At 62.8% G+C, this 25,421-nt stretch carries 23 protein-coding genes and 2 riboswitches; of the genes, 11 read left to right on the top strand and 12 right to left on the bottom strand.

Annotation, left to right across the window (positions count from 1 at the left end):
- The 4 genes from TX78_RS10410 to TX78_RS13995 all read left to right on the top strand — a co-directional run.
- A partial coding sequence (locus TX78_RS10410; RefSeq protein WP_158644335.1) for a choice-of-anchor G family protein occupies positions 1-717 on the top strand: 717 nt, incomplete at its 5' end.
- Between the two features lie 794 nt (positions 718-1,511).
- The gene (locus tag TX78_RS10405; protein WP_081652752.1) at positions 1,512-2,525 is read left to right on the top strand and encodes an alpha/beta hydrolase; all 1,014 of its coding nucleotides are present in this window, start codon (positions 1,512-1,514) and stop codon (positions 2,523-2,525) included.
- 32 nt (positions 2,526-2,557) lie between these two features.
- Positions 2,558-3,766 carry a serine hydrolase domain-containing protein gene (locus tag TX78_RS10400; protein WP_044496090.1) on the top strand — a complete coding sequence of 403 codons (1,209 nt, stop codon included), beginning with the start codon at positions 2,558-2,560 and terminating at the stop codon, positions 3,764-3,766.
- 124 nt (positions 3,767-3,890) lie between these two features.
- Positions 3,891-4,244: a hypothetical protein gene (locus tag TX78_RS13995; protein ID WP_081652751.1), complete on the top strand. Its 354-nt coding sequence runs from the start codon at positions 3,891-3,893 to the stop codon at positions 4,242-4,244.
- A gap of 84 nt (positions 4,245-4,328) precedes the next feature.
- On the opposite strand, the gene TX78_RS10395 is transcribed toward TX78_RS13995, so the two are convergent.
- The 6 genes from TX78_RS10395 to TX78_RS10370 are packed head-to-tail and all read right to left on the bottom strand — an operon-like array spanning position 4,329 to position 9,554.
- Complete coding sequence (locus TX78_RS10395; RefSeq protein WP_044496089.1) at positions 4,329-4,694, bottom strand: type II toxin-antitoxin system death-on-curing family toxin; 366 nt, start codon at positions 4,692-4,694, stop codon at positions 4,329-4,331.
- Entirely contained in the window at positions 4,694-4,900 is a 207-nt protein-coding gene (locus TX78_RS10390) for a toxin-antitoxin system HicB family antitoxin (RefSeq protein WP_147640472.1), read from the bottom strand. The genes TX78_RS10395 and TX78_RS10390 overlap by 1 nt, the downstream gene beginning before the upstream one ends.
- Before the next feature lie 38 nt (positions 4,901-4,938).
- On the bottom strand, positions 4,939-5,469 hold the full coding sequence (locus TX78_RS10385; protein WP_081652750.1) for a CoA-binding protein: 531 nt from the start codon (positions 5,467-5,469) through the stop codon (positions 4,939-4,941).
- Positions 5,469-6,821 carry an O-acetylhomoserine aminocarboxypropyltransferase/cysteine synthase family protein gene (locus TX78_RS10380; RefSeq protein ID WP_049897817.1) on the bottom strand — a complete coding sequence of 451 codons (1,353 nt, stop codon included), beginning with the start codon at positions 6,819-6,821 and terminating at the stop codon, positions 5,469-5,471. Before TX78_RS10380 ends, TX78_RS10385 begins: the two co-directional genes overlap by 1 nt.
- The gene (locus tag TX78_RS10375) at positions 6,818-8,920 is read right to left on the bottom strand and encodes an acetate--CoA ligase (RefSeq protein WP_081652749.1); all 2,103 of its coding nucleotides are present in this window, start codon (positions 8,918-8,920) and stop codon (positions 6,818-6,820) included. Before TX78_RS10375 ends, TX78_RS10380 begins: the two co-directional genes overlap by 4 nt.
- A gap of 49 nt (positions 8,921-8,969) precedes the next feature.
- On the bottom strand, positions 8,970-9,554 hold the full coding sequence (locus tag TX78_RS10370) for a flavin reductase family protein (protein ID WP_081652748.1): 585 nt from the start codon (positions 9,552-9,554) through the stop codon (positions 8,970-8,972).
- Between the two features lie 12 nt (positions 9,555-9,566).
- A riboswitch (SAM riboswitch) is annotated at positions 9,567-9,668 on the bottom strand.
- Between the two features lie 210 nt (positions 9,669-9,878).
- A riboswitch (SAM riboswitch) is annotated at positions 9,879-9,977 on the top strand.
- 23 nt (positions 9,978-10,000) lie between these two features.
- Here TX78_RS10370 and TX78_RS10365 point away from each other — a divergent pair.
- The 7 genes from TX78_RS10365 to TX78_RS10335 all read left to right on the top strand — a co-directional run bounded on the left by TX78_RS10365 (position 10,001) and on the right by TX78_RS10335 (position 17,526).
- Positions 10,001-10,906, top strand: coding sequence for a methionine ABC transporter ATP-binding protein (locus TX78_RS10365; RefSeq protein ID WP_233722243.1), 906 nt, complete (start codon positions 10,001-10,003; stop codon positions 10,904-10,906).
- On the top strand, positions 10,906-11,580 hold the full coding sequence (locus tag TX78_RS10360) for a methionine ABC transporter permease (protein ID WP_044496087.1): 675 nt from the start codon (positions 10,906-10,908) through the stop codon (positions 11,578-11,580). The genes TX78_RS10365 and TX78_RS10360 overlap by 1 nt, the downstream gene beginning before the upstream one ends.
- 33 nt (positions 11,581-11,613) lie before the next feature.
- Positions 11,614-12,510 carry a MetQ/NlpA family ABC transporter substrate-binding protein gene (locus TX78_RS10355; protein WP_044496086.1) on the top strand — a complete coding sequence of 299 codons (897 nt, stop codon included), beginning with the start codon at positions 11,614-11,616 and terminating at the stop codon, positions 12,508-12,510.
- A complete protein-coding gene (locus TX78_RS10350; protein WP_044496085.1) occupies positions 12,507-13,385 on the top strand; it encodes a MetQ/NlpA family ABC transporter substrate-binding protein in 879 nt (292 codons plus the stop codon). The genes TX78_RS10355 and TX78_RS10350 overlap by 4 nt, the downstream gene beginning before the upstream one ends.
- Complete coding sequence (locus tag TX78_RS10345; RefSeq protein ID WP_267878926.1) at positions 13,382-14,623, top strand: acyl-CoA dehydrogenase family protein; 1,242 nt, start codon at positions 13,382-13,384, stop codon at positions 14,621-14,623. Before TX78_RS10350 ends, TX78_RS10345 begins: the two co-directional genes overlap by 4 nt.
- Positions 14,624-14,682: 59 nt before the next feature.
- Positions 14,683-16,047, top strand: a complete 1,365-nt coding sequence (locus TX78_RS10340; protein WP_267878925.1) for an LLM class flavin-dependent oxidoreductase — start codon at positions 14,683-14,685, stop codon at positions 16,045-16,047.
- A 78-nt stretch (positions 16,048-16,125) separates the two neighbouring features.
- Positions 16,126-17,526 (top strand): LLM class flavin-dependent oxidoreductase, encoded by a 1,401-nt coding sequence (locus tag TX78_RS10335; RefSeq protein WP_044496083.1) that lies wholly within the window; start codon positions 16,126-16,128, stop codon positions 17,524-17,526.
- 17 nt (positions 17,527-17,543) lie between these two features.
- Here TX78_RS10335 and TX78_RS10330 read toward each other — a convergent pair whose 3' ends face one another.
- The 6 genes from TX78_RS10330 to TX78_RS10305 form a co-directional block, all read right to left on the bottom strand.
- Positions 17,544-18,668 carry a hypothetical protein gene (locus TX78_RS10330; RefSeq protein ID WP_044496081.1) on the bottom strand — a complete coding sequence of 375 codons (1,125 nt, stop codon included), beginning with the start codon at positions 18,666-18,668 and terminating at the stop codon, positions 17,544-17,546.
- 28 nt (positions 18,669-18,696) lie between these two features.
- Positions 18,697-19,539 (bottom strand): hypothetical protein, encoded by an 843-nt coding sequence (locus tag TX78_RS10325; RefSeq protein ID WP_044496079.1) that lies wholly within the window; start codon positions 19,537-19,539, stop codon positions 18,697-18,699.
- Between the two features lie 41 nt (positions 19,540-19,580).
- Positions 19,581-19,934: a hypothetical protein gene (locus tag TX78_RS10320; RefSeq protein WP_147640470.1), complete on the bottom strand. Its 354-nt coding sequence runs from the start codon at positions 19,932-19,934 to the stop codon at positions 19,581-19,583.
- Between the two features lie 206 nt (positions 19,935-20,140).
- Positions 20,141-22,768 (bottom strand): HAD-IC family P-type ATPase, encoded by a 2,628-nt coding sequence (locus TX78_RS10315; protein WP_101750645.1) that lies wholly within the window; start codon positions 22,766-22,768, stop codon positions 20,141-20,143.
- Between the two features lie 63 nt (positions 22,769-22,831).
- Positions 22,832-23,929: a hypothetical protein gene (locus tag TX78_RS10310; protein WP_222704271.1), complete on the bottom strand. Its 1,098-nt coding sequence runs from the start codon at positions 23,927-23,929 to the stop codon at positions 22,832-22,834.
- A 131-nt stretch (positions 23,930-24,060) separates the two neighbouring features.
- A complete protein-coding gene (locus tag TX78_RS10305) occupies positions 24,061-25,020 on the bottom strand; it encodes an AEC family transporter (RefSeq protein WP_044496077.1) in 960 nt (319 codons plus the stop codon).
- Positions 25,021-25,421 lie beyond the last annotated feature (401 nt).

Below are 25,421 nucleotides of genomic sequence, written 5' to 3'. Positions count from 1 at the left end.
GAAGAACTGGTGCCCTTAGAAGCTAACGGGGGAGTCTCGGTTCCCATCACGCTTGACGGCACCAACGTGGGGGCCGCCAGCAACTACGCCTCCACGCCGCTGCCGTCGGAGGCCACCGCCGCCTCGGGCACCATCACCGGCGACGGCGCCATCGACGTTGACGGCGCCTCCGGCGACTTCGCGACTGTTGATCTGACTACCGCGCTGCAGCAGTTGGGCGTGGACACCACCGGCGTCATTGATGCGGTCGAGCTGCAGCTGGGTGCTGTGGCTTCGAGCGCCTCCGAGGAAGCCGGTGTGATCAGCAGTGACTACATGCTCGCCGGTGCTGACCTGGTGATCGACTCCCCGGCGGTCGGCGCGCTCACCGATGACCTCACAGCCGTGGTCGCGGGCCTGGATGAGACTCTGGACGCGACGCTGCAGGACAATATTCTCGGTGAAATTCCCCAGACGGAGATCGACGTTCTGGGCCTCCTCGGAGTCCAGATTTCTGAACCTGTGGTGGGTGTCGATGTCGACCTGCAGTCAGCGCTCGCTCCCGTGCTGGAGGGAGAGCTGACCGGTAACTCCGGCGCGGTGACCATCGACCTGTCCACCGGGCAGATCCACGTGGATCTGGAGCAGCTGTATGAAGGCGGCACCCTGAACGGGTTGGACCCCAATACGCAGGTGCTGTCTGAGACCGAACTGAGTCGCCAGCCGCGAGATCCATAGTAGCCTCAGATCCTACGCCTTCGGAGAGGTCCTCGCCGGAGGCCACCAGGTCGCCGCCAGTTGCGCCATCGGCGTCGCAGCTGGCCGGGTCGGCATAGACCGCGTAAGACAAGAAGTCTGCATTGGCGCCGTCGGAGGCGACGATAGAGATGCCGTCCGCGGCCTCGATAGTGCCGTCCACGGTGGTGGCATCGTCAAGCCGCACCCAGAACGGGGCGTAGAGGGTCTCGCCGGGGATGACATTATCGGCGGCGAACTCCAGCACTGCGGCTGTCTCTTCAGTGTCGTTGTCGACGAAGGTCTCGCCGTCGGTGGAGCCCTCCAGATTGAAGGTTGCTGATCCGAATGTGCCGAGGGGGAATTCAGAGTCGTTCCACGCGGCCGGGGTGACGGCAGTGCCAATGCCGAGGACCACTCCGCCGGCGAGGACGGCCTGGACCTTCCGGCGACGATCGCTGGAGGATGCAGCGGGAGCGGAGTGCTGAGTCATAGATGCTTCTTTCGAGAGTTGCTGGAGGTGAGCCATTAGATTCGTGATGAGGCGGCCAGCAGAGTGCGCTGCCGCGGCGTCCGGCGGACGCGTAGTACCGGGAATGCCTCCCCGAGCTGAGAATGACACTCTCCATAATTCAGGTAGCCACGGTTTCAGGTTTCTGCAAGGTTTTTCAGCTGGTTTCCAGCTTTCAGGTGGGCGCTTCGCGTGCCGGGACCCCGCCAGATGGCGGGGGCTCGGCGGGGAAAATGCGCCGCGCTGGCGGTTGTGGTGCGGCCATCCGCACCACAGAATGTGATGTATGGCACAAGAATCCGCCCTGCAGGACACGGTGGGACGGGAGGGATCGGGTGGGATCGCTTCCCGGCCACCGATCGATCCAGAGCTGAGAGCAGGACTTCAAATAGTCGGCGGTGTCTTTCCGCCGACCATCACTGAGGACCTCATCGGTTTCATGCGCAAGTCCTACGCCTCACCTCCGCTGGAGCAGACCTTGCGGGGACGCCACGTAGTCCACGAGGAACTCGACTATCCCAGCTACGGCGGCGAGAAGGTGCGCGTCTCCATCTTCCGGCCCAGCAGCTCCACCGGTCCGCGTCCGGCAGTGCTCTACGCCCACTCTGGAGGCCTGATGTTCGGAGACCGGTTCAGCGCACTGCACACCAACCTGGACTGGGTCGAGGAATGTGGAGCCGTCCTGATCTGCCCGGAGTACCGGCTGGCCCCCGAGCATCCTGACCCCTACGCACGGGAGGACTTCTATGCCTGCCTCGAATGGGTAGCCAGCCACGCCCCGGAATTGGGCGTCGACCCCAGCCGCCTCATTGCCGCTGGAGCCAGTGCCGGAGGCGCGCTGGCGGCTGGACTGGCGCTGGCGGCCCGGGACCGCGGAGGGCCGGCGATTCTCGGCCAGCTGCTGATCTATCCCATGCTCGATGACCGCGGACACCATCCCTCTGTCCACCAGTTCGACGGCGTCGGGGTCTGGGACCGCATCAGCAACACCACCGGCTGGGACGCGATGCTCGGCTCTGGACACGAATCCTCCGCCGACGTCTCACCGTATATAGCTCCCGGACGTGCCGAAGACCTCTCCGGTCTGCCGCCGGCTTATCTGGATGTCGGGGCCGTGGAGATTTTCCGCGACGAAACGATCGATTACGCCCACCGCCTCTGGCGCAGCGGCGGAGCAGCAGACCTGCACGTCTGGTCCGGGGCGTTCCACGCCTGTGACGTCTTTGCCCCACATGCCGCCGTAGCTCAACAGATGATCCGCACCCGCAACCGCTGGGTGACGACCATGCTCGCTGACTGACCCATCCGCAGTCACTGAAGAAAGGCAGGACCATGTCACCAACGACGATCACCCCCTCAAGCCGCGCCGCAGCCGCAGAAGCCGCTGCGAAAGTCCTCGACGCGACCGTGGAGCAGGGGCCAGGGGTCCCCGGCGTCGTCGCCGGACTCACCGACGCCCAAGAGACCTTCTTCCTGGAAGCCCGCGGGCAGCGCGACCTGGAGAGCGGGGCGCCGATGGAAGAGGACCAAGTCTTCTCCATCTTCTCGACCACCAAAGCCATCGCTGGTACGGCCGCCCTGCAGCTCTACGAGCAGGGGAGGCTGGATCTCGACGCCCCGGCGAAGGATTACGTGCCGGAGATCGGCGAGATCCAAGTGCTGGAAGGCTTCGGAGCCGACGGCGCCCCTCAGCTGCGCCCACCAGCACGCGATATCACCACCCGGCATCTGCTGCTGCACACCGCCGGTTTCGGGTACGACTTTTTCAACGCCGACTATGAGCGGCTCACGAGCCAGCACGGGTATCAGAGTCCTTTCAGCGGCACCAAGGAGTCGCTGATGACCCCACTGCTGTTCGACCCGGGGGAGCGCTGGGAGTACGGCAGCAATATCGACTGGGTGGGGCAAGTGGTCGAAGCTGTGGCAGGCACGAGCCTCGAGGAGTATATGGCCGAAAACATCTTCAGCCCCCTGGGTATGAGCTCCACCAGCTTCCTGCTCAACAGTCTGGGGAGGGACCGCCTGGCCCGAATGCATCACCGGCTTGAGGACGGCACCCTGGAGGCCGGCGACTTCGTCCTGCCCGAGCCTGAGGTGCATATGGGCGGACACGGCCTCTACTCCACGGTCGGCGACTACCTGCGATTCATCAGGATGTGGCTCAATGACGGCGCCGCTGACTCCGGTGAACCCGTCCTGTCTCCGGAGACGGTGCGCTACGCGGAGCAGAATCACCTGGGAGATCTGAAGATCAAAGGCCTTCCCGGGGTGAAGCCTGAGCTGTCCAATGACGCAGAATTCTTCCCCGGTGAGCCGAAGTCCTGGGCTCTGACGTTTATGTACAACGACCAGACGGCCCCCACCGGCCGGCCTGCCGGCAGTCTGGCCTGGGCAGGTCTGGCGAATCTCTACTACTGGATCGATCGAAAGACCGGTATCGGGGGATATTGGGCCACGCAGATTCTTCCCTTCGTAGACCCCGGCTCAGTGGGAGGATACCTGCAGTGGGAGACCGAGGTGTATTCGGCGCTCACGCGATGAAACAGCTGCGTCGCAGCCTCCGCGGCGGCCGGAGTGCGCGGCCCTGCCCCGCGCGCTCCGGCAGGCCGATGTGGGCAGACTAAGCTGACGGGAACCGGCGCGGCGGCGGGAAGGGGAGTCTCAGATGCAGGAACTGCTGGGCCGAATCGCCGCCTTGGACCCTGACGCCAGCCTGGGTATGCGGGTGATCTCCTGCTTCGATGAGCTCATCCTGGGCCGGGTCAACACTGATGCGCTTCTGCGTACCGCCGCGGCTCTTGCGGGGTGTCCTGCAGGATTCCAGGCGGACCGCGGCTCCTCGACCCGTCGCATCGGCCCCGAGGGGCGTCCCCTCCAGGGGCCGGCGCCCGGCAGGCGGCCAAATCTGCCGGGATGCATCACTCCACCATGCAGTCCCATGTGGAAGCCCTCACCCGTGCACTCGGATTCTCCCCGATGGACGGCCTGGGTCAGGCTCGGCTGGGCCTGGCGCACCTGAAATGGAGACTGCGGACCTCTGCGGCGTTCAGCGCTCCGCCGCCGTCCCGGTGAGACGGGCCATCTCTGCCGCCGACCGTCTGGGCTACCAAGCGACGAGATGCTCGGCGATGAACTCGGCGGAACTCTCCAGATCCCGCTTCCCCTGGGCGACGTCGACGATATAGGTGAACAGCTCGTCGTCGGTGGCCTCCAGGCGGTAGCCGTTGAGGCGGAGGAATACGAAGAGTAGATAGACGGCGGCGCGCTTGTTGCCGTCAACCAGGGGGTGGTTGCGGGCCAGCGACTCTGTCTGCGCCGCAGCCGCCAGCGTCAAACTGCCGTAGGCGGGCTGGCCGAACGCGCTGGCCACCGGCCGCGCAAGGGCGGAGTCCAGGAGACCGACGTCGCGGACGTGCAGGCCCCGGACGGTCAGCAGTTCGAGCGCCTCATCGACCCTGACGCGGTGCATCAGGTCTTGGAGAGCCGGTCAATGACATCGCCGTGAACCGCATCCACATAGTCGGCAGCCTCGGTCACCAGGGCGCGCCGCCGTCGGGTTTCCAGAGCCAGGCGAGCGCCTTCTACCACCAGGGCGTGCTTGGATACCCCCTCGGCGGCGGCTGCAGCCTCCAGCTCGCGATCCAGCTCTTCGGGCAGACGCAGAGTCATAGCCATACCACCATGATACCAACCTGGTAGCAGGCCGGGGAGGCTCAGGCGTCGCGCAGCTGACGCTTGGCCGAGATCACCCCAGTGTCGAATCCGCCCAGATGCAGGTTACCGTGGAAGCGCCCATGCTCGATCTTGATGCAGCGGTTCTGCACCGCGTTCAGTCCCAGGTCAGTGGCGCGCTGCATGGCTTCTTCAGAATGAATCCCCAATTGCACCCATAGCGTCTTCGCGCCGGCGTCGGCGGCTTCCTCTGCCAAGCTGGGAAGATCTTCGGGCTTGCGGAAGGCCACCACAATATCTGGTGCCTCGGGGAGGTCGTTCAACGAGGCATAACCGGGCTCGCCCAGTACTGTTTTACCCACCAACCCGGGGTTGACCCAGTAGAGCTTGTAGCTGGAGTCAGCTTGTAAGTAGGTTGCCACAAAATAGCTGGCGCGAGCAGGTTTATTGGACATGCCCACAATCGCCACGGATTTCGCCTCCCGCAGCAGCTGCAGCCGCCGGGCTGGTCCTGGCTCCTCCCACCGGCCATGAGGGTACTCGGTGGTGTTCTCAGCGCTGGCGGTGGTCATCAGTTCTCTCCCTTAGTTGCTGCCGTGAGGGCCTGGTCCAGGTCCCAGATGATGTCTTCAACATCTTCAAGGCCCACAGAAATCCTGATCAGGTCCTCGGGGATGCCTGCAGCCTCCAGTTGTGCAGCAGTCAGCTGCTGATGAGTGGTCGAGGCCGGATGCAGCACCAGGGTGCGCGCATCGCCCACATTGGCCAGATGGGAGGCCAGCTGCAGGCTTTCGATAAAGCGTTCGCCATTCTCGCGTCCGCCGGCGATACCGAAGCTGAAGACCGAACTCACACCCTTGGGGAGCAGCTGCTGAGCCCGTTCGTGATGGCGGTGGCTGGGCAGTCCGGCAAAGTTCACGTAGTCCACACGGGGGTCTGCCTCAAGCCATTCGGCGACCTTCTGGGCGTTGGCCACATGCTCATCCATGCGCTGGGGGAGGGTCTCTACCCCCTGGATCAGCTGGAAGGCAGCCTGCGGGGTCAATGAGGGCCCGAAGTCGCGCAGCTGCTCGGCGCGGATTTTGGTCAGGAAACCGTATTCGGCAAAGTTCCCCCACCAGGAGAGCCCTCCGTAGGACTCCACCGGCTCGGTCATCTGCGGGAATTTGCCGTTGTTCCAGGGGAACTTCCCGGATTCCACAATCGCGCCGCCAAGGGTAGTACCGTGCCCGCCGAGGAACTTGGTCACTGAATGGGTCACAATATCTGCGCCGTGCTCAATGGGACGCAGAAGATACGGGGTGGTCAGCGTGGAGTCCACCACCAGCGGGATGCCGTGGTCATGGGCGACCTTGGCCAGTCCCGGGAGATCGACGACGTCGGAGCTGGGGTTGGCCACCACCTCTGTGAAGATCAGCTTGGTGTTCTCCTGTAGCGCGGCTTTGAAATCCTCGGCCTCATCAGAGTTCACAAAGGTGGTCTCGATTCCGAAGCGGCGCAGCGAAACATCCAGTTGGGTGACGGTGCCGCCGTAGAGCTTGGAGCTGGCCACAATGTGATCGCCTTGCTGGCACAGTGCGGCGAAGACCAGGAACTCGGCACTCATACCCGAGGCGGTGGCCACCGCTCCGATGCCTCCCTCAAGGGAGGCTAGGCGTTCTTCCAGGGCGGCCACTGTGGGGTTGCCGATGCGGGAGTAGATATTGCCGAACTTCTGCAGCGCGAAAAGGTTCGCGGCGTCGTCGGTGTCTTTGAACACGAAAGAGGTGGACTGGTGGATGGGCACTGCCCGGGTGCCGTAGACGGCATCGGGTACAGCACCAGCGTGCAGGGCGCGGGTGCGGAAGCCGAACTGCGTGCGCTCACCGCCGGTGCGGTTGGCTTGGGCACTGCCGGAGTTGCGCGCGCTGTCGTGCTCGCTCATGAAACAACCTCTTTCTTAGGAGCTGTGCTCCGCTGTTCGCAGATCTCTTTGATCTTAGGGACGCAGGGTTCATTCTGAAGACTTGTGGTGTCGCCGAGTGTGTCCCCGTCATGGAGCTGGGTCAGCAGCCGTCGCATGATCTTCCCGGAGCGAGTCTTGGGCACCTCCGGCACGGGGATGACTGTCCGGGGCTTAGCTACCGGCCCGATGACTCGGCCCACGTGTGCGCGCAGGGACTGGATGAGCTCTTCTTCGGCGGCAGCATCACCTTCAATGCGCTGCCTGGCGGCAGCGGAGAGCACTGTGAAAGCGACGGCGGCATGACCGGTCGTCGCGTCGTAGCAGGGGGCGACGCCGGCCTCCACCACATCCGGGTGGGTCACTAGAGCGGATTCAATCTCGATGGTGGAGAGCAGGTGTCCGGAGACGTTGATGGCGTCGTCAATGCGCCCCAGAATCCAGATATCGCCCTCGGCATCACGGCGGGCCCCGTCGCCGGCGAGGAACCAGCCGCGGCCATCTTCAGCATGGGCGTATTTCTCCCAGTAGGAGGTGTAGAAGCGCTCGGGATTGCCCCATACTCCGCGCGCCATGGAGGGCCCTGGACGAGTGATGACAATATTGCCCTGGATGTCGGTACCGCTGGGGTTGCCGAACTCATCGACTACCTCCACTGACCATCCCGGTAGCGGGCGAGCCACCGATCCGGGTTTGAACTGTTCAGGGTCGCGAAGCTCCGGGAGAGGGGAGAGGACAGTGGAGCCGGACTCGGACTGCCACCAGGTATCCACCAGCGGAAGCGCCGGGCGGCCTTGGGCGTCGCGGGTGTCCCGGCCGACTTCGCGGCGCAGCCAGTCAGCGGCCTCGGGGTTGACGGCCTCACCGACGGTGCCGCCCAGTCGGATGGAGGAGAGGTCGTACTCGGAGGGGATCCCTGAGGGGAACCAGCCCATCAGGGAGCGCACCAGGGTCGGGGCGGTGTAGTAGCTGGTCACCCGGTGGCGCTGGATGATCTCAAAATGCCGGCCAGGATGGGGCACATTGGGCACCCCCTCATAGATCACTTGGGTGGCCCCGGCGGCCAACGGGCCATACATCTCGTAGGTATGAGCGGTGACCCAGGCTAAGTCGGCAGTGCACCAATGGACATCATGATCGCGCTGGTCCGGATCAGGGTGGGCGAAGAGCCGCAGATAGCTGTAGAGGGCACCGGTGAGATACCCGCCAGTGCTATGCACCAGACCCTTGGGCTTGCCCGTGGTGCCGGAGGTATACATGATGAACAGCGGATTCTCCGCATCGAAGAACTGCGGCTCATGGTTTGTCGATGCGGTGTCGACGACGTCGTGCCACCACACATCTCGACCCAGGCCGTCGCCGTTGAGGTCATCAGTGGTCCAGGAGATGTCGCTGCCGGTACGGCGCAGCACCAGGACATGCTCCACGCTGCCGCCTTCATCGACAGTGAGGCCGGCGACGGCGGCGTCGGCATTCTCCTTCACCGGCACCGCTGTACCCCGGCGGTACTGCCCATCAGAGGTGACCAGCAGTTTCGCGCCGGTGTCCGAGACGCGGAAGCGCAGCGCTTCAGCCGAGAAGCCGCCGAAGACCAACTGGTGCACGGCTCCGATGCGGGCGCAGGCCAGGGTGATCACGATGGTCTCCACCAGCACCGGGAGGTAGATGACCACACGGTCACCGTGGCCAATGCCCAGCCGCTGCAGGGCGTTGGCTGCCTGGCTGACCCGGTCCTGCAGCTCTGCGTAGCTGATATCGGCGCGGTCACCGGGTTCACCCTCAAAGTGCAGTGCGATCTTGCCCCCGCGTCCGGCGGCCACGTGGCGGTCCACACAGTTGACGGCGGCATTGAGCTTGCCTTCTTCAAACCAGCGGATCACCGGTCCGCGGCGGGTCTGCGGGTTCGGTGGTGTCCAGTGGTGGGTGGTCTGCCAGGGGCGGTCCCACTCGAGAAGGGAAGCGGCTTGATCCCAGAAGTCCAGGCGCTGTTGTTCATCACCGCTGGCTTCGCTGGGCGTGTCCCAGGTGTGGACTTGGGCAGTGTAGGGGGACTGGTTGGTGCGGGGAGTGGTAGTGGGCACAGTTCTGCTTACGCTTGTGGAGACTTAGGTTGCGGACGGATCAGGCAGCTCAGGCTGCTTCGGAAAGCGGCTTGAATTCACTGCGATGAAAAACCAGGCCCGGGGCCTGCTCGTCGAGTCCGAGGTCCAGTACTTCTAGGACCACAATGTCGTGGTCGCCGGCGGTGAACTCGTTATAGACCCGAGTCTTAAGCCACAGCGGTGCGCCATCGAGGAGCAGCGCGCCGTCGTCGGTGGTGTAGTCCACTCCAGTAAAACGCCCGGCGCGGTCCTTGGAGGCAATCTGCCGGCACAGCCCGTGATGGTCGGCGCCAATCACTGAAACTCCCAGGTGGGAGGCACCTTCCCGGAGTCGGGGCCAGGTATTGGAACTGTGTTGGACGGCGAATGTCACCAGCGCTGGTTCTAGGGAGACTCCCACGGTGAAGGTGGAGGCCACCAGGCCTTCTGGGGCTCCGTTGATGTGTGCAGCCACCACCACTACGCCCTGGGGAAATTGCGCGAAAGCCCGGCGCAGCTGCAGAGAATCCAGGGACTGGACTCCGGAACTGGACGGATTGTGTGCGGTGGAGTGATCGCTGCTGGGCTTGTGCCCTGCATTGGGGTGGGCCAGAGTCGCCGCTGACAAGGTCATAAGGAATACACGCTCCCATCGGTCCTGGCGGTAGCACCCGGCAGTGCTGATAAAAACAGCTCCGGGTTGCTGCGGCGTCAAAGAGCCAGATCTCTCGGCCGCTCGAGATGGACGCTCTAACCGTACGCCGGGTTTCTTCAGCTGAGCAAAACCCGTGTCACATTCCGAGACATTGCTCAGTGTCCCGGAGGTAGGGTCTGGGGAAGAGGCGCCCGTGCCAGAGACGACCGTGGTCCGAGGGAAAGGCGTCTTACGGTTTGTGACACGCGCCCCACCGTGGATTGGCATAAATGATCAGCGAGCATTTAGAGTAAGTGGCTGTACAACCCATCCAGAGCGACTGAGGGATCTGGCCCGATGACGTCGCAGCAACCCGGTTCCCATCCCAGGGAGTCACGGTGCTAACGCCAGAACCGATGGAGACTCTTATGATTTCGCTACGCCATGTGTCCACCACTTTCGCGGCCCGCGGCCGTCCCCCGGTGACCGCAGTTGACGATGTAAGCCTTGATATTCCGCGAGGGAGCATTCAAGGGATTATCGGATTCTCCGGTGCGGGGAAGTCCACTCTGCTGCGTAATATCAACTTACTGGAGCGCCCGACCTCCGGTGAGGTGTTTGTGGGAGGGACCGAGCTGACAGCCTTGGCGCCGGAGCAGTTGCGCCGGGCCAGGCACCAGATTGGCATGATCTTCCAAGGGTTCAACCTGGTGAACAATCTCAGCGTTGCCAAGAATGTGGAGCTCTCGCTGAAGTTCGCTGGAGTCAAGGACGCCAGGGAACGGCAGCGCCGTGCCGCCGAGGCGCTGGAGATTGTGGACATCGTCGAGAAGGCCACTACTTATCCTGCCCAGCTTTCAGGCGGGCAGAAACAGCGAGTTGCCATCGCTCGGGCGCTCGCCACTAAGCCTGAGGTGCTGCTCTGTGATGAGCCCACCAGCGCTCTTGACCCCTTCACCACTGCCACCGTGCTGCAGTACTTGGCAGATGTGAACCGAGAATTCGGCATCACCGTGGTCATCGTGACCCACGAGATGGAAGTCATCAAGGCGCTGGCAGATAACGTCGCGGTGATGGAGGACGGGCGCGTGGTGGAACAGTTCCCGGCCACAGAGCTTCGCCGCGAAGGCTTCACCCCGACTACTTCCATCGGCCGGTACCTGGTCTCCGAGGGCATCAGTCTGCGCCGCGGATCCGCGGCGGCTGAAGCTGAGGCACCAGGATTCGACGTCGCCGCCGAAGGCGTCAGGAACTACGACGAGCACCAGCCCGCCGCCGGAGCGGACCCTGCTGCGCAGGGGACGGTGGAGGATGCCCGCGCTGGCAAGATCTTCGCCGGGGGTGTGCGCTGATGAACTGGGACATCGTCATTCAACGACTGCCTGAGATCAACCAGGCGATGCTGGAGACCTTTGCGATGATCGCGGTGGCCATTCCGCTGGCGGTCCTGCTGGGCACTCCACTGGGTATCTGGCTCTACAATCACGCACCAAGCGGAATAGCGCCCACTCCGCGGACCCACGCGGTGGTCTCGGCCCTGGTCAATATGGTGCGCTCCTTCCCCTTCCTGATCCTGCTGATCGCCATCATCCCCTTCACCCGTCTGCTGGTGGGAACCTCTGTGGGAACAGCGGCAGCGATCGTTCCGCTGACCATCAACGCTATTCCCTATTTCGCCCGGCTGGCAGAGCAGAACATGACCCAGCTGGGTCCCGGCGCCGTCGAGGCCTCCCGAGCCATGGGCGCCACTCGCGGGCAGATCATCCGCAATGTGCTGCTGGTTGACGCTAAACCAGCGCTCATCGGGTCCATCACCATCACCACCGTCAGCTTCATCTCCTACTCAGCCATGGTCGGCCTGGTCGGCGGCGGAGGCATCGGTGACCTGGCCATCCGCTACGGCTACTACCGGTACGAGACCGAAACCATGATCGTTGCCTGCGTGCTGATGATCGTTATGGTGACCCTCGTTCAATGGGGCGGATCCCGGGTTGCCCGGTGGACCGATAAACGCGTCACCGCCTGAACCTTCCCTCCATTTGCCACAGAAAGAAGCACCATGTCTCGCTACAGCTATGTCTTCAACCACCGCATCCTGACCTCTGGAGCTCTTCTTGCCGCTGCAGGTCTCACCCTGAGCGGCTGCGGTCTGGTGGAGGACGACAACACCATCAGCATCGTGGTCACCGAGTCCGCGCCTTTCCAGCAGCCGGCTGAGATCGCCAAAGAGATCTTGGCGGAACAGGGCTATGAGCTGGACATCACCTATATGACAGACATTGTCCAACCCAACCAGGTGGTCAACCAGGGCGAATTCGAGGCCAACTATTTCCAGCACCTGGCGTATCTGAACAATTTCAACAACTCCAATGACACCGACGTCGAACCGCTGTTCTCGGTCTACTACGCGCCCTCGGGACTCTTCTCACTGAAGTATGACTCCGTTGAAGAACTTCCCGACGGTGCTGAGATCAACCTTCCGGTGGACCCCTCCAATAACGGTCGGGCCCTGCAGCTGCTGGCCGATGCCGGGCTGATCGAGATCGACGACTCCATCCCGGTCATCGACCTGACGCAAAACCACATCACCTCTAACCCGAAGAACCTGCGCTTCGTAGAGACCGATCAGCAGTCCGGGGCCCAGGTGCTGCCTGACGTTGATGCCGGTTTCGCGTTCGTACGTTTGGTGGCCGAGGGTGGATACGAGGTCGACGACACTCTGCTCTATCTCGAAGACGGACGCGATGAAGTGCGCATCCCCTTCACCTGCGTGGTCGCTGTGGGTCCGGAGGGAGTCACTGACGAGCAGGCCCAAGCTCTGCAGGACGCCTTCCAATCCCCTGAAATTGAACAGTGGTTCCAGGAGTACCAGGGCGGGGTGATCGACTACAACGACTTCATCACTCTCGATAACGCCGACGAAGTCTGGTCAGACTTCACAGCGGGTGACGCATGAGCCGCAGGCAGCGCAGCCGGATCGACGTCGTCGTCTTGGGCACACTGGGCATCTCCGCACTGGCAGTCTCTAGCTGCGGTCTGGTGGGCGCCGTCGGGGAAGATCGGACCATCACCATGGTGGTCACCGAGAATCCGCCGTTCCAGGACCCCACGGAGATCGCCAAGGGGTTGCTCGCTGAGGACGGCTGGACCCTGGAGACCACTTATGTCACAGATATCATCCAGCCCAATTACGCGGTGAACAACGGTGAATACGACGTCAACTTCTTCCAGAATCTGACGTATCTTTCACAGTTCAACAAGGACCACGATCTGGATCTGGAACCCCTCTTCTTCATGTTCGAGCAGCCCTCCGGCATCTATTCCAAGGAATACGACTCACTGGAGGAGCTTCCAGAAGGAGCGCAGGTGGCACTTCCAGTGGATACCGCCAATAACGGGCGCGGCATCCGGTTGTTGGCACGCGCAGGTCTGATCGAGGTCGATGAGACCAAATCCACCCCGGAACTCAGCGTCAATGACATCGAGGAGAATCCGCGCGACCTGCAGTTCATCGAAGTTGACCAGCAATCAGTGGGCACTGTCTACGACGACGTCGACGCCGTCTTCGGTTTCGCCCGACTCCTCGCTGTGGTGGACGTCATGCCGGAGGAGGCGCTCATCATTGAAACGCAGGAAGAAGCACTGCCCTTCGCGATGACCATCGTGGCCCAGCCCGGGTTCCGTCAGGAGGAACCCGAGAAGTACGAGGCACTCAAAGAGGCCTACCACTCCGAAGAGGTCCAGCAGTGGTACGGCGACTACCTCGGGGGACTGCTCACCCCCGCCTTCGACAGAGACATCGACGCCGCATGGGAAGAGGCCAACCAGTGACCATCACCGCCGCACCCGCCACTACGCTCAGCCAGGAGCTGCTGGTCCAGATCGCCGCGGGCGCCCTGGACCGAGAGCTCAACCGTCGGCTGCCCTTCGAGGAGGTCCGGGCGCTGGACGAGCAGCGTTTCGGCGCACTGCGCGTCCCCGCCGAGTTCGGCGGTCCCGAGATCAGCATCGAGGAGCTCATCACACAGCTGATCCGACTCGCCGAGGCGGATTCCAATATCGCCCACCTCTACCGCGGGCACTTCGGGTTCGTGGAGGCGCTCAGATTCCAGCCCCGGCACATCCAGGAGTTCTGGTACCGCCGCGTTCTGGAGGGCAAGACAGTGGGTAATGCCTCCACGGAGAAGGGCGGCAACGCCCTGGGCACACTGAACACGCGGCTGCGCCAGGACGGCACCAGCTGGGTGCTCAACGGAGAGAAGTTCTACTCCACCGGGACCATCTTCTCCCACTACACCAGGGTCTCCGCCTCCCAGGAGGAGGGGGTAGACGGTCGCCGGTTCGCTGTCGTCGCCACTGACGCTGAAGGCGTCACCGTCCACGATGACTGGGACGGTTTCGGGCAGAAGCTCACCGGCACCGGCACCACTGAGCTGCAGAACGTGGTGCTCGAAGACACCAGTATTCTTAACCGGGTGGCTGGCTCCCATGAGGCCGTCCACGAAGCCGCGTTCTTCCAGTTATGGCTCCTAGCGGTGCAGGTAGGCATCGCCAAAGCGGCGGTCCGCGACGCTGCAGCAACCCTTGCCAAGCGCACCCGAACTTTCAATACCTCCGGCTCCGGGCTGACCTTCAAGCAGGACCCCCTGATCCAGCAGATCGTGGGGCGGATGTCCTCCAAAACCTTCGTGGCCGAGGCCGCGGTGTTGGGGGTCGCTCGCATCCATGATCGGGCGCTGAAAGCCGGGCTCACCGCCGGCACCGCAGATCCTCATTACAGCGGGGAGCTGCCGGCAGAGGTCTACGACGCCGAGATCGCCGTGGAACGGGCACAGATCACGGTGCCGGACCTTGTCCTGCAGGTCACTCAAGAGCTCTTCCAGACTGTCGGAGCTTCCGCCACTCTGCGCAGTAAGGCTCTGGACCGGCATTGGCGCAACGCCCAGACAATCGCCACGCATAACCCGATCGTCTTTCGCGCACGCGCTATAGGTGACTACGAGATCAACGGGACCCTGCCCGAGGGGCTCAACGCCATTGGGGACGCCAAGCCCACCGCGGGCTCCTGACCCCACTAGCTCACCAGCATCTGCTCGCACCTCGCCCTCGCCCACCACGGAGACACTCTTTGACACAGACCTCGCCCATCCACTTCAACGCCTTCGACATGCTGGTTCCGGTCCACCAGACCCCGGGCCTGTGGCGTCACCCAGAATCTCGGATCGATCAGTTCGATCAGCTGAAGTACTGGACCGAGCTGTCCCAGACCTTGGAGCGGGCTGGGTTCACCAGCCTGTTCCTGGCAGACATCCCAGGGATCTATGACGTCTACGGTTCCAGTCACGAGGCGGCTGCCCGCGGGGGAGTGCAGTATCCCCTGCTAGATCTTCAAGTGATCGTGCCGGCGCTGGCGCAGGCTACCGAGCATCTCGGCTTCGGGATTACCGCCTCGGTCACCTATGAGCAGCCGTATCTGCTGGCCCGGCGCTTCGCCACGCTGGATCATCTCACTAAGGGTCGGATCGCTTGGAACATCGTGACCAGCTACCAGGATTCCGCCGCCCGGAATCTGGGTCTGAGAGACCAGATCCCCCATGATGAGCGCTATGACCGCGCGGATGAGTTTATGGATGTCATGTATAAGCTCTTCGAGCGCTCCTTCGACGATGACGCCGTTGTAGCCAACCGTGAAAACGGCATTTTTGTAGACCCCGACAAAGTCCGTGGCATCGGGCACCAGGGACAGTGGTTCAGTGTCCCAGGAGAGATGCTCACCCATCCGGGGCCGCAGCGAACGCCACTGCTATTCCAAGCCGGCTCCTCAGCCCGCGGCCAGAAGTTCGCCGTCGATCATGGCGAAGCGATCTTCGTCATCAATGCCAAGCCCGAAAAGCTAGCCGCACAAGTTCAGGCCACCCGTGCCCAGCTTGCCGCTGCCGGGCGAGCGGCAGATTCGGTCAAATTCTTCGCCATGGCCACCATTATCGTGGGTGAGACTGAACAGGAAGCCCAGGAACGTTTCGCCGAATACAAGACATACGTGGACACCGAAGCAGCGTTGACACTCTTCGGAGGCTGGACAGGTGTGGATCTCTCCGGGCTCGATGAGAGCGACTATGTAGCCGATGTGCAGACCGAAGCGAACCAATCTGCGCTGGCCATGTTCACCAGGGATCCCTCAAAGAAGTGGACAGTGCGCGACGTCGCCGAGTTCATTTCCATCGGCGGCCGCGGTCCCACGATCATCGGCGACCCTGTGCAGGTGGTTGATCAGCTACTGCACTATAAGCAGATCTCAGGGGTTGACGGATTCAGTATCTCTGCAGCCGTTCGTCCGGCCGACTTTGAACGGTTCGAGCACTACGTGACCCCCGAACTCCGCCGTCGCGGACTGTTGCCCGAGAGGCCTCCCGAAGCGCGTACTCTGCGCGAGACGCTCCTGGGAGCAGGACCACACCTGGCCGCCGACCACCCCGGCAATCGACTGGACTAACGCTGGCTGGGCCAACGATGACCTGAAGCGTTGCTGAAACCGCACAGCAATCGTCTCGATCAACCTTAGGAGCACACGATGAGCTACCCCATCACACCGCAGGGCAAGCGCGAGATTCTTTTCAACGCCTTCGATATGAACTGTGTGGTCCACCAGTCCCCGGGGCTATGGCGCCATCCCGAGGATCGGGCTCGGGACTACAACACCATCGGCTACTGGACGCACCTGGCGCAGACCTTGGAGAAGGGACTCTTCGACGGTCTCTTCATCGCTGATGTGCTCGGCCCCTATGACGTCTACGGCTCCAGCCCGGAGGCCGCGCTCCGCTCCGGGGCACAGATCCCGCTGCAGGATCCCTTCCTGCTGGTTTCAGCGATGGCGGCGGTGACGGAGAACCTGGGGTTCGGCATCACTGCGGGCACCGCCTACGAACACCCCTACCCCTTCGCCCGCAGGCTGGGCACCCTGGACCACCTCACTTCCGGCCGGATCGGCTGGAATGTGGTCACCGGCTACCTGCCCTCCGCCGCCCAGAACATGGGCCAGGAAGATCAGATGGAGCATGACAGGCGCTACGACCACGCCGATGAGTACATGGACGTGGTCTACAAGCTGCTGGAGGGCTCCTGGGAGGACGACGCCGTCGTCGCAGATAAGGAAACCGGGCTCTTCACCGACCCCTCAAAAGTGCACCGGATCAAGCACGAGGGCGAGTTCTTCAAGACTCCGGGCATCTCAGTGGTGGAGCCCTCCCCGCAGCGTATGCCCGTGGTCTACCAGGCCGGCGCCTCCAGCCGCGGCCGAGCCTTCGCAGGCAAGCACGCTGAGGCGGTGTTCATCAATCCACCTACCAAGGAGCTGGCCAAAAAGTCGGTGGAGCGCATCCGCCAGGCTGTAGCCGAGGCCGGACGTGACCCCTACGACGTACGGATCTTCGCGATGCAGACCATCGTCACCGGCGAGGACGACGCCGCCGCCCAGGCCAAATACGACGAGCTGACCCGGTACGTCGACCCGGAGGGCGGGCTCGTGCTGATGTCCGGATGGATGGGCATCGACCTCTCCCAATTCGACCTGGACCAGCCCATTGGGGATGTGAAGTCCAACGCCATCCAGTCCACCGTGGAGACCTTTCAGAAGGCCTCCGGACGGGAAGATGAAGCCTGGACCGTTCGGCAGCTGGCTGAGTGGGTCGGCGTCGGCGGTTTCGGCCCAGTCATCATCGGCGACGGCGCCTCCGCGGCTCAGCAGCTCATTGAGTGGCAGGAGGAGACTGATGTGGACGGCTTCAACCTGGCCTACCACATCACCCCGGGCACATTTGAGGACATTGTGGAGTACGTGGTCCCGCAACTGCAGGAGCTCGGTCGGTACAAGACCGAATACACTCCCGGAACGCTGCGGCACAAGCTCTTCGGCGCCGGAGACCACCTGCCTGAGAACCATCACGGGGCGCAGTACCAGCTGCGCAGGCGGTAGTCCCGCGCCGCCCGAAGCTAGCGGGAGGCGCGTTCCAGGATCTCCTCCATCACCGCATCATTGACCCGTCGGGGTTCCCCGTAGGCGGGGTAGTGGAACTGCATGATGTTGGCATAGGGATTCACATCCAGGACCACAGCGCCCTCCGCCGATCCCAGTGAAGGTGCCAGCAGGTCCACCGCAGCGGCGCCGAGCCCGGGGATCGCCCAGAGACCCTCGACCGCAAGCTCCTTGAGCTCATCTGCGAGCAGATCCAACACGTCAACGGCAAGACCGCCGCCGCGGGTAGTGTCAGCGATGGCAGACAGTGGCTGCAGCTTTCCGAAGGGCAGCACAGAGTCCCGAGTCAGCTCCAGTGGCGCCAGCATCGCGTTGGTGACCTCGGGCTGACGGCCCTTCAAATACTCATTGGGTCCCCGGCGGGAGATCTCCGCATCAGCCAGGCTGCCCACTGTGGAGATTCCATCACCCACCACATAGAGCGGCAGTCGGGCCACAGCTCCGACCACGGTGGACCCCACCACATAAGCGCGGAGGTCCAGACCGGGAGTGTATTCCTCCATAACAATCAGGTACCGCGACTCACTGGTGGCCGAGCGTGCGGCCATGGCGGCTTGCCAAGCCTGACGCAGCTGGGATTCCCGGGTCACATTGACGGTGATGCCCTTCGACGCGCGCCCTGAAGAAGGTTTGACCGTCACAGGCCCACCCAGGGACTTCAAATACTTCACCGCACGAGAGAACTCTGTGGGGTTAATGGCTTTGCCCTTAGGGGTGGGAACATCTGAAGCAGTCAGATACCGCTTGGTCATCGCCTTGGAACGCGAAACTCGGCGAGCCTGGTGGCTGACCAGCGAAGTGATCACCCCGTCCATACCGCCGACGACCACACCGGAGAGGAAGAAGAGCTGATTGGAATCAGTGATCTTCTTAATCGTCATCTTCTTGCGCCGGGCAGCACGCTGAAGCAGCTCCTCATGGGGCAGCGTGGAGCTCCAGCGGCGCAGGGCCTCATGGCGTGGCTCGATGTGCTCAGCGATGAAGCGCTCAGTAGCCGAAGGTTCAGAACCTAGCTCTACATGAGGGCGTTGAGCCCGCGGTGGTGGCGGCGGAGCCGAGGCGGGAAAGTAAGTCTGAGCCATAAGGTCTAAGGATAACGTCCGGTAAGCGTCACAGGGCTGCGCTGATGAGTATCTGCTCAGCAATTGCATCGGCGACATCGCGCCCCGGACCCAGGGTAGGGACGTGATGGGGCAACAGATCAGCGTTCTCATCCACATCCAACACCACGGCTGAGCGCAACGACTCCAAAGAGAAGACCTCGAGGTCCACACCGGCGGCGAAGAGTCCCGGGACTGCCCGGACTGCATCCACGGCCAGAGAGCTGATGTATTCAGAAACCAGCTCGGTCACGTCGACGGCGATCACCTGCGGCTGCCCGGCACCGGAATCAGCGGCTGTGCTGTCCAGCAGGCGAACGGCCTCGGGGCCGCCGACGGCGTCGTCGTACTCATAGGGTGGGATCAGCGCCAGCATGCTGACCAGTTCTCGACCCACCACGAAACCGCGCAGCTGCAGCCCCGAAAGTTCCGCGCCTTCTTCGGCACAGGGGATATCCATCAACTTCAAGTGACCGCGCAGCGCTTCGGCGTCACCCAGCACTCTCCTGGCATGAGCGCTGACCAGAGTGGTCAGGCCGTGGGACAAACCGCCAATGACCGTGCCTGCGAAATAGAACGCCCAACGGCCCTCCACGATCTTCTTGACCTCAATCCGACGCCGAGCTAGGGCAGTGCCGAGCAGCTGAGCCGCACTGGGCAGCTGTTCGGCACTACGGAACTCATGTCGTCGCGGCTGGACATGCTCGGCGATGAAACGCTCGACCGCATTCTCCGGAAGCGGCTGATCTTCCGCCTCGGCGCCGGCGTCCTGAGTAACCGGCTCCTGTTCCGTCTCGTCCCCTGGGGCGTGGCCCGGGTGAGAGCCGGTATCACTGGTGAGTTCCGTTGGCATGCCCCACAGTTTATTGGGTGCTGCACCAAATGGTGCGCCAGTTAGGACTTAGCGCCGCCCTCGTTGGTCCAGGTATCAGCCGTTGCGTACTCCTCGGCGGCTTCTTCTACCTTGACCTCGGCTGCCTCTGCAGTTTCTGCGACCGTCTCGCTGCCTTTATTGACTGTCTCGGAGGCGAATGCCGCGGCCTTCTTGGTACTCTCGGCAACATCGTGAGCCACCCGTGTGGCGGTCTCAGAGGCCTTATGCACGAAATCCTGCACCTTGGGATCCTGCCAGGTCTCCTCGGCGGACTTCTTCACCGAGTCCAGGCGCCTATCCAGCTTCTCTTTACCGTTCTTGCTGCCCAGTACATAGCCGATGGCCACGCCTGCGCCGAGTGAAATCAGTCCCATGATGTGCTCCTTGTCGCGGTGGGTCAAAAGGCTGCTCTTTCAACTTAACGGGATAAAACCTCCCATGTCACTGGGAGAATCCCCCGAGTTAACCCTGAAAGAACCCTGATTTACCACGTACTCAGCCAGGGTGAGTGCGGACAGAGTTTCTGATGAAACCTGAGCTCGACTTCAACGACGACGGCCCAGTAGCGAACACCAGCTGCTCAGCGGGCGTCGTCGTACCTTTTCTCCACCAACGCCACATAGCCGCGGTGCCCGACCTCCACCAGTCCACAGCCCAGCAACGAAGCCACGAAGGCCGCTGCCAGCAGCTCGGCACTGGGCAGGGTGAACAGGTGATACTGCTGGGATATCGGTACCAAGAGCACCGCAGTCAGCAGCAGATACATTCCAGCGATCAGCACAATGCGGACTCCGGTCAGCGGTCGCAGGGCAGTGTTGAGCACCCACAGGCCCACCAGAGCCAGACAGATGAAGGAAGCAGTCTGGATCTCCGAAGCCTCCTCCTGGAAATGCCGGCCGAAGGCGCTGACTGCGATCAGGGCGGCACAAATGGCCAGCGAAGGTGGTAAGGAGAACAAGGCCGAACGTTTCAAGAACCCGCCGCGGTAGCGCTGAGTGTTAGGCATAATCGCCAAGAAGAACGCGGGGCAGCCGATCATCAGAAAATCCACAGTGGAGAACTGCCGGGGCAGGAACGGGAACTGCCAGAAGGCCAAGGCGAAGAACATGCCCAGGATGATGGCGTAGGTGGTCTTTGTCAGGAACAGATGTGCCAGGCGCTCAGTATTGGCGATGACTTTGCGGCCCTCCGCCAGTACGCCCGGAAGCCGGGAGAACTTACCATCCAACAGCACCATCCGGGAGACCGCTTTGGTAGCCGGAGCTCCGTTGCCCATGGCGATTCCGAGATCCGCGTTCTTCACCGCCAGGGCATCATTGATGCCGTCACCGGTCATCGCCACCACGTGACCATTGGCCTGCAGCGCCTTGACCATGGCGGATTTCTGCTCGGGAGTGACCCGCCCGAATACGGTATGCGTAGAGACCGCCGAACGCAGCGCCTGCTCGCTATCAGGAAGCTGAGAGGCATCAATGCCATCATCATCGAAGACCATGCCCACGTCACGGGCCACTGCGGCCACCGTATGGGGGTTATCTCCGGAGATCACCTTCAGCGCCACGTTCTGCTCGCGGAAGAACTCGAGGGTTTCGGCGGCGTCACGACGGACATTCTCTTTAAACGTCAGTAGCGTCACCGGGCGTATCTGGGCCGGGAGCCGGGCCGCAGCCTGATCTGCCGACTTCCCGGAGCCTGAGACTGTGGCTTTCAGATCCCCAGGATCCCCGGCTGGCCGAAGAGGAGCCCAACACAGCACCAGGGCACGCAAGCCCTGGGCGGCTATCGCATCAGTATGGGAGAGCAGCCGGGCAACATTGACATCAGGGGCAGCGGCCGGACTGCGCAGAATCTCGGGAGCGCCCAATACCCAGTGCCCGGCGAGCTCCCCGGCGTCGTCGGCGAAGCTCACCGATGACCAACGACGCATGGAGGAAAACTGTACGTGGGCTACCGGACGGTGCCGCGGCAGGGCGGTGAAGGGGACGTTCAGCGCTGCAGCCGTGGGGTTGGCCAGTTCATCAGCGCCGAAATGCGCCAGCACCTGCTGCCAGGGGCGGGTGCCCTCCAGCGCTGTGCCGCCCTGCATGGCCCGGCCCGGTGCAGCCGTCTCCGCAGCGCCTTCAACAGCTGTCCCAGCGGTCCCGCGTTCCCAGCGCAGCGGAATGCCATCCTCATCGAGCAGGCTTGCGCCGTGGAAAGCGATGGTGCCATCAGTGAGGGTTCCGGTCTTGTCAAAACAGACCACATCCACCCGGGCCAGAATCTCCACTGCGGGTTGTTCCTGGATCAGCACCTGGTTCTGCGCCAGCTTCACCGCCGCCACAGCAAAAGCAATAGTGGTCATCAGCGCCAACCCCGCCGGAACCATCGCGGTCACCGACGAGACGGCGGTGACCATCGCCTCGCGCCATGCCGTGGACTCCCACGCCGCAGCCCAACCGCCGTGGGCCTGCATCTGTCCGTTGAAGACCACCGCAGTAATAGGCAGCAGTGCCAACGAAAGCCAGAACGCGATCTTCTCCAGCGCCCGGCGAATCTCGGAGTTAATCTTCAGGTACTTCTTCGCCTCAGCAGCCAGCTTCACGGCATGGGCCTTCTCGCCCACGGCGGTCACCTGGAACCGCCCGGTGCCGGAAAGCACCGCCGTGCCGGAGAGCACCTGATCCCCGCGATGCTTGGAGACCGGTACGGCCTCTCCCGTCAACATGGACTCATCGATATCCAGCGCATCTGAGGAGAGCACTACACCGTCAGCAGGGACCTGATCTCCCCGGCGGAGCTCCACGACGTCATCGAGCACCACCTGTTCCCGATGCACCAGCAGCACCATGCCATCACGCAGGACCCGGATATTGTCCTGATGCAGCAGGGCGATGGCATCAAGTTTTCGTTTGGCGCTGTACTCCTGGATGAGGCCGATGATCACGTTGCCCACGGCGGCCACCGCGAAAAGCAGGTCAAGCCAGCGGCCCAGCAGGATGATCACCACCGCGCAGACTCCGATGATCAGGTTGAACAGCGTCATCAGGTGGGTGTGCAGAATCTCTGCAATTGAGCGCGAGGTGCTATGCGGCTGCACATTTGCCAGCGCTAACCGCTGCCGCTCGGCCACCTGAACTGAGGTAAGCCCTCTGACCTCCAGAACTTCAGGGTCGACGGCGGATCTCAAGTCCGCGGGATCGCGGGTTTCCGTCATCTCAGTGGGCACAGGTCGAGTCTATTCGAGGCCCGGATACACATCCCCCTGAGCTTGCCCTGAATGGTCCCTGATTTACCATCCTGCGGGTTCAGCCGGGGCAGCGTCACGTCCGGCCACAGTAATAATCAGGTCCTCGCCGGAGGCTCCCACCCGGACATCGAGGTCAAAGGGCACCTGTTCGGTCTCGGTGAGCTGTTCACCAGTGTGGTAGTGCCGAGCTTCGTAGCTGACCTCAGCAATGAGGCTCTCGTAGCTGATTTGCCACCCTTCGGCGTCAAAGCTGAGGGTCACATCCTCCGGGTCCGGGAACTGCCAGTCGATGGTGCTGGCATTGACCTGATGATTGGTGGTCACCCCAACGGGGCAGCCAGCTGGCATCAGCACCTGTTCTTCAGAGCAACCGTCGAAGAACTCCTGGATCTCCGTGTGAAGCAGCTCAACGGCTGCCTCCGAGGCCTCCAGGTCCAGGGTGACCCGTTCTGCGGAATCTTGATCCTGCGGGGGATGGACCACCACATGCTCAGCCGATCCCACCAGCCACTGGCTGTCCACCGAGAGCTCGACAGCGCTGGGGACAAAGGCAGAGAGCCGGGCAGTCTCCTCGTCAAGATTCACCGGTGCTCCGTTGACCTGGACCTGCCCAATGCCGCCCTGGGGTGCACCGGGGACTTCCACTTCAAACCAGGTGATGGCCGACGGCGCGACCCGCCAGTCATCGAAGAACCCCCATGTAGTACCGGCGAGCACGGTGGGCAGTGGAGTGCGGTAATTCTCAGAACCCACGATGAAGCTGACCTCAGCCATATCCTCATCACCGCCGATCTGAGCGCCTTCGACCAACTCAGCAGAACGCTGCAGGGCGTCACCGTCGAGCAGCACATGATCAACTGTGACCTGATCAAACTCCGGTGCCGAGGAGAGGAAGCCCAACGCTTCTCGACCCGCGCCCTGGTTCAGCGCCTCCCAGTAGTGCTCGGCGGCTGCTTCCGGGGTGTAGACACGTTCGTTGACCTGCCAGACCGCGACCACCGCCAGAATCACTGCCAGCAGCAGGGCCGCTCCCCAGCCCAGATACAGGCCATAGGCGGAGGCAGGTTTCTGCTCAGCGGCGTCGCCGTCGTCGTGGGCTACCCGGTCCATAAAAGTGGTTGACTCATCATCAGCGCTCAACCGCGGTGCTGGTGGGTTGGAAGGCTGATTCCGGTGGCCTTGGCCGGAGTGACCCGGCCGCGGTGGCGGTGGCGGAGTAGGGGAGGTGCTCATCGGCACAAGGGTACTGGGTTATCGCTGCGGAAGAGGCGTTATCCCATCAGCAGCGCCACGGCGAGCATCGCCGGAATGCCCAACACCGTGGTGACCAGAACAGTATCCCGAGCCACGATCTCACCTGTCTGATAGCGCACGGCGGTGACCAGCACATTCTGGGCCGTCGGCAGCGATGCCATCACCACGGCGGCGAAGAGCATGGTGCCCTCCAGCCCGAAGAGGAAAGCGGCAATCAGGTAGGCCAAGCCAGGGTGGATGATTAGTTTGATCACCGAGGCCAGCAGCACATCTCGACGGCGCCCTGAGGCCTTGTCCAGCGGATGGCTGCCCACCAGGGAGAGTCCAAAGGACAGCAGCAGCAGCGGAATCGCTGCACCGGAGAGCAGCTCGATGGACTCCTGGACTGGGCCTGGGAAGTGCCACTGCTGCCAGGAGAAGAGCAGGCCGAGCAGGGCGCCCACGATCACCGGGTTGCCAGCGGTCTGCAGAACCCGGCGCAGCACCGCAACCCGCGCAGAAGGCCGGACCTTAGCGGTGCTGCTCTGCTTGGCGGTGCACTGATCCAAGGTGGCTACCAGCACCGGCATATAGAGGGCCAGCTGGAACATCACCACCGGTGCAGCCAAGGAGATATCGCCGAGCACATACATCGCAATGGGAAAGCCGAGGTTCGCGGCGTTGACCTGGGATGCACTCTGTGCACCCACCACCAATTCAGAGAACCGTCGCCCGCGCAGCAGGAACTTACCAGCCAGCAGGTAGAGGCCCATTGTGGTGAAGGCCCCTACCGCTGCCACGCCGAACTGCGGTCCCAGCACCTGGGTGATGGAGGCATTGGAGATCGTCACAAAGAGCAGGCAGGGGGAGGCCACAAAGAAGACCACTCGGCTCAGAATCAGCCGCGCCTCGCTGCCCAGGATCTTGAAGCGTCCCAGAGCGAAGCCCACAGCGATAATCAGCCACACCACAGTGAAACCTGAAAGGACTGCGGTCATCCGGCGCTCCTTTCTGGACGGGGCAGGCTTATGGTGGCGCTAAGCCGGTGTAGGGGGCGGGAAAAGTCATCGCCTCAACCAATTGCTGCGGCCCACAATACTCCCCGGTGACCGACGGATCCCGGCTGACCTGCGGCGTCGTCGTCGTTCACCTTCACGTAACCCACATTTGAGGTGGCTTCACCGGAACTTTCCCGGCAGTTCACTGAACGATCAAAGACGGTCCACATCAGCGGAGGACACTGAGTTCGCGAACCACTCACATGCACCTAGTTGGAGGAACCTTCATGTCACGCCGCCTTCTTGCGCTCTCTGCCGCTGCAGCAGCGGTGCTCACTCTGGCTGCCTGCGGCAGCGACTCCGCGGAGGCCGGCGATACCGCTGAGGCTGCCGCTGCTGAT

Origin of the sequence: Nesterenkonia massiliensis, from assembly GCF_000455245.1 — a bacterium.
GTDB lineage: Bacteria > Actinomycetota > Actinomycetes > Actinomycetales > Micrococcaceae > Nesterenkonia > Nesterenkonia rhizosphaerae.
The sequence above is the reverse complement of the archived record's forward strand: the minus strand, read 5'-3'. Positions and strand labels throughout refer to the sequence as shown.

Bases quoted from the DNA above. Each gene is read 5' to 3' on its own strand.
- TX78_RS10405 (WP_081652752.1), top strand. From the start codon at position 1,512: ATGGCACAAGAATCCGCCCTGCAGGACACGGTGGGACGGGAGGGATCG.
- TX78_RS10400 (WP_044496090.1), top strand. From the start codon at position 2,558: ATGTCACCAACGACGATCACCCCCTCAAGCCGCGCCGCAGCCGCAGAA.
- TX78_RS10320 (WP_147640470.1), bottom strand. From the start codon at position 19,934: ATGGGACTGATTTCACTCGGCGCAGGCGTGGCCATCGGCTATGTACTG.
- TX78_RS10360 (WP_044496087.1), top strand. From the start codon at position 10,906: ATGAACTGGGACATCGTCATTCAACGACTGCCTGAGATCAACCAGGCG.
- TX78_RS10395 (WP_044496089.1), bottom strand. From the start codon at position 4,694: ATGCACCGCGTCAGGGTCGATGAGGCGCTCGAACTGCTGACCGTCCGG.
- TX78_RS13995 (WP_081652751.1), top strand. From the start codon at position 3,891: ATGCAGGAACTGCTGGGCCGAATCGCCGCCTTGGACCCTGACGCCAGC.
- TX78_RS10355 (WP_044496086.1), top strand. From the start codon at position 11,614: ATGTCTCGCTACAGCTATGTCTTCAACCACCGCATCCTGACCTCTGGA.
- TX78_RS10385 (WP_081652750.1), bottom strand. From the start codon at position 5,469: ATGACCACCGCCAGCGCTGAGAACACCACCGAGTACCCTCATGGCCGG.
- TX78_RS10325 (WP_044496079.1), bottom strand. From the start codon at position 19,539: ATGCCAACGGAACTCACCAGTGATACCGGCTCTCACCCGGGCCACGCC.
- TX78_RS10380 (WP_049897817.1), bottom strand. From the start codon at position 6,821: ATGAGCGAGCACGACAGCGCGCGCAACTCCGGCAGTGCCCAAGCCAAC.
- TX78_RS10350 (WP_044496085.1), top strand. From the start codon at position 12,507: ATGAGCCGCAGGCAGCGCAGCCGGATCGACGTCGTCGTCTTGGGCACA.
- TX78_RS10330 (WP_044496081.1), bottom strand. From the start codon at position 18,668: ATGGCTCAGACTTACTTTCCCGCCTCGGCTCCGCCGCCACCACCGCGG.
- TX78_RS10390 (WP_147640472.1), bottom strand. From the start codon at position 4,900: ATGGCTATGACTCTGCGTCTGCCCGAAGAGCTGGATCGCGAGCTGGAG.
- TX78_RS10335 (WP_044496083.1), top strand. From the start codon at position 16,126: ATGAGCTACCCCATCACACCGCAGGGCAAGCGCGAGATTCTTTTCAAC.
- TX78_RS10370 (WP_081652748.1), bottom strand. From the start codon at position 9,554: ATGACCTTGTCAGCGGCGACTCTGGCCCACCCCAATGCAGGGCACAAG.
- TX78_RS10305 (WP_044496077.1), bottom strand. From the start codon at position 25,020: ATGACCGCAGTCCTTTCAGGTTTCACTGTGGTGTGGCTGATTATCGCT.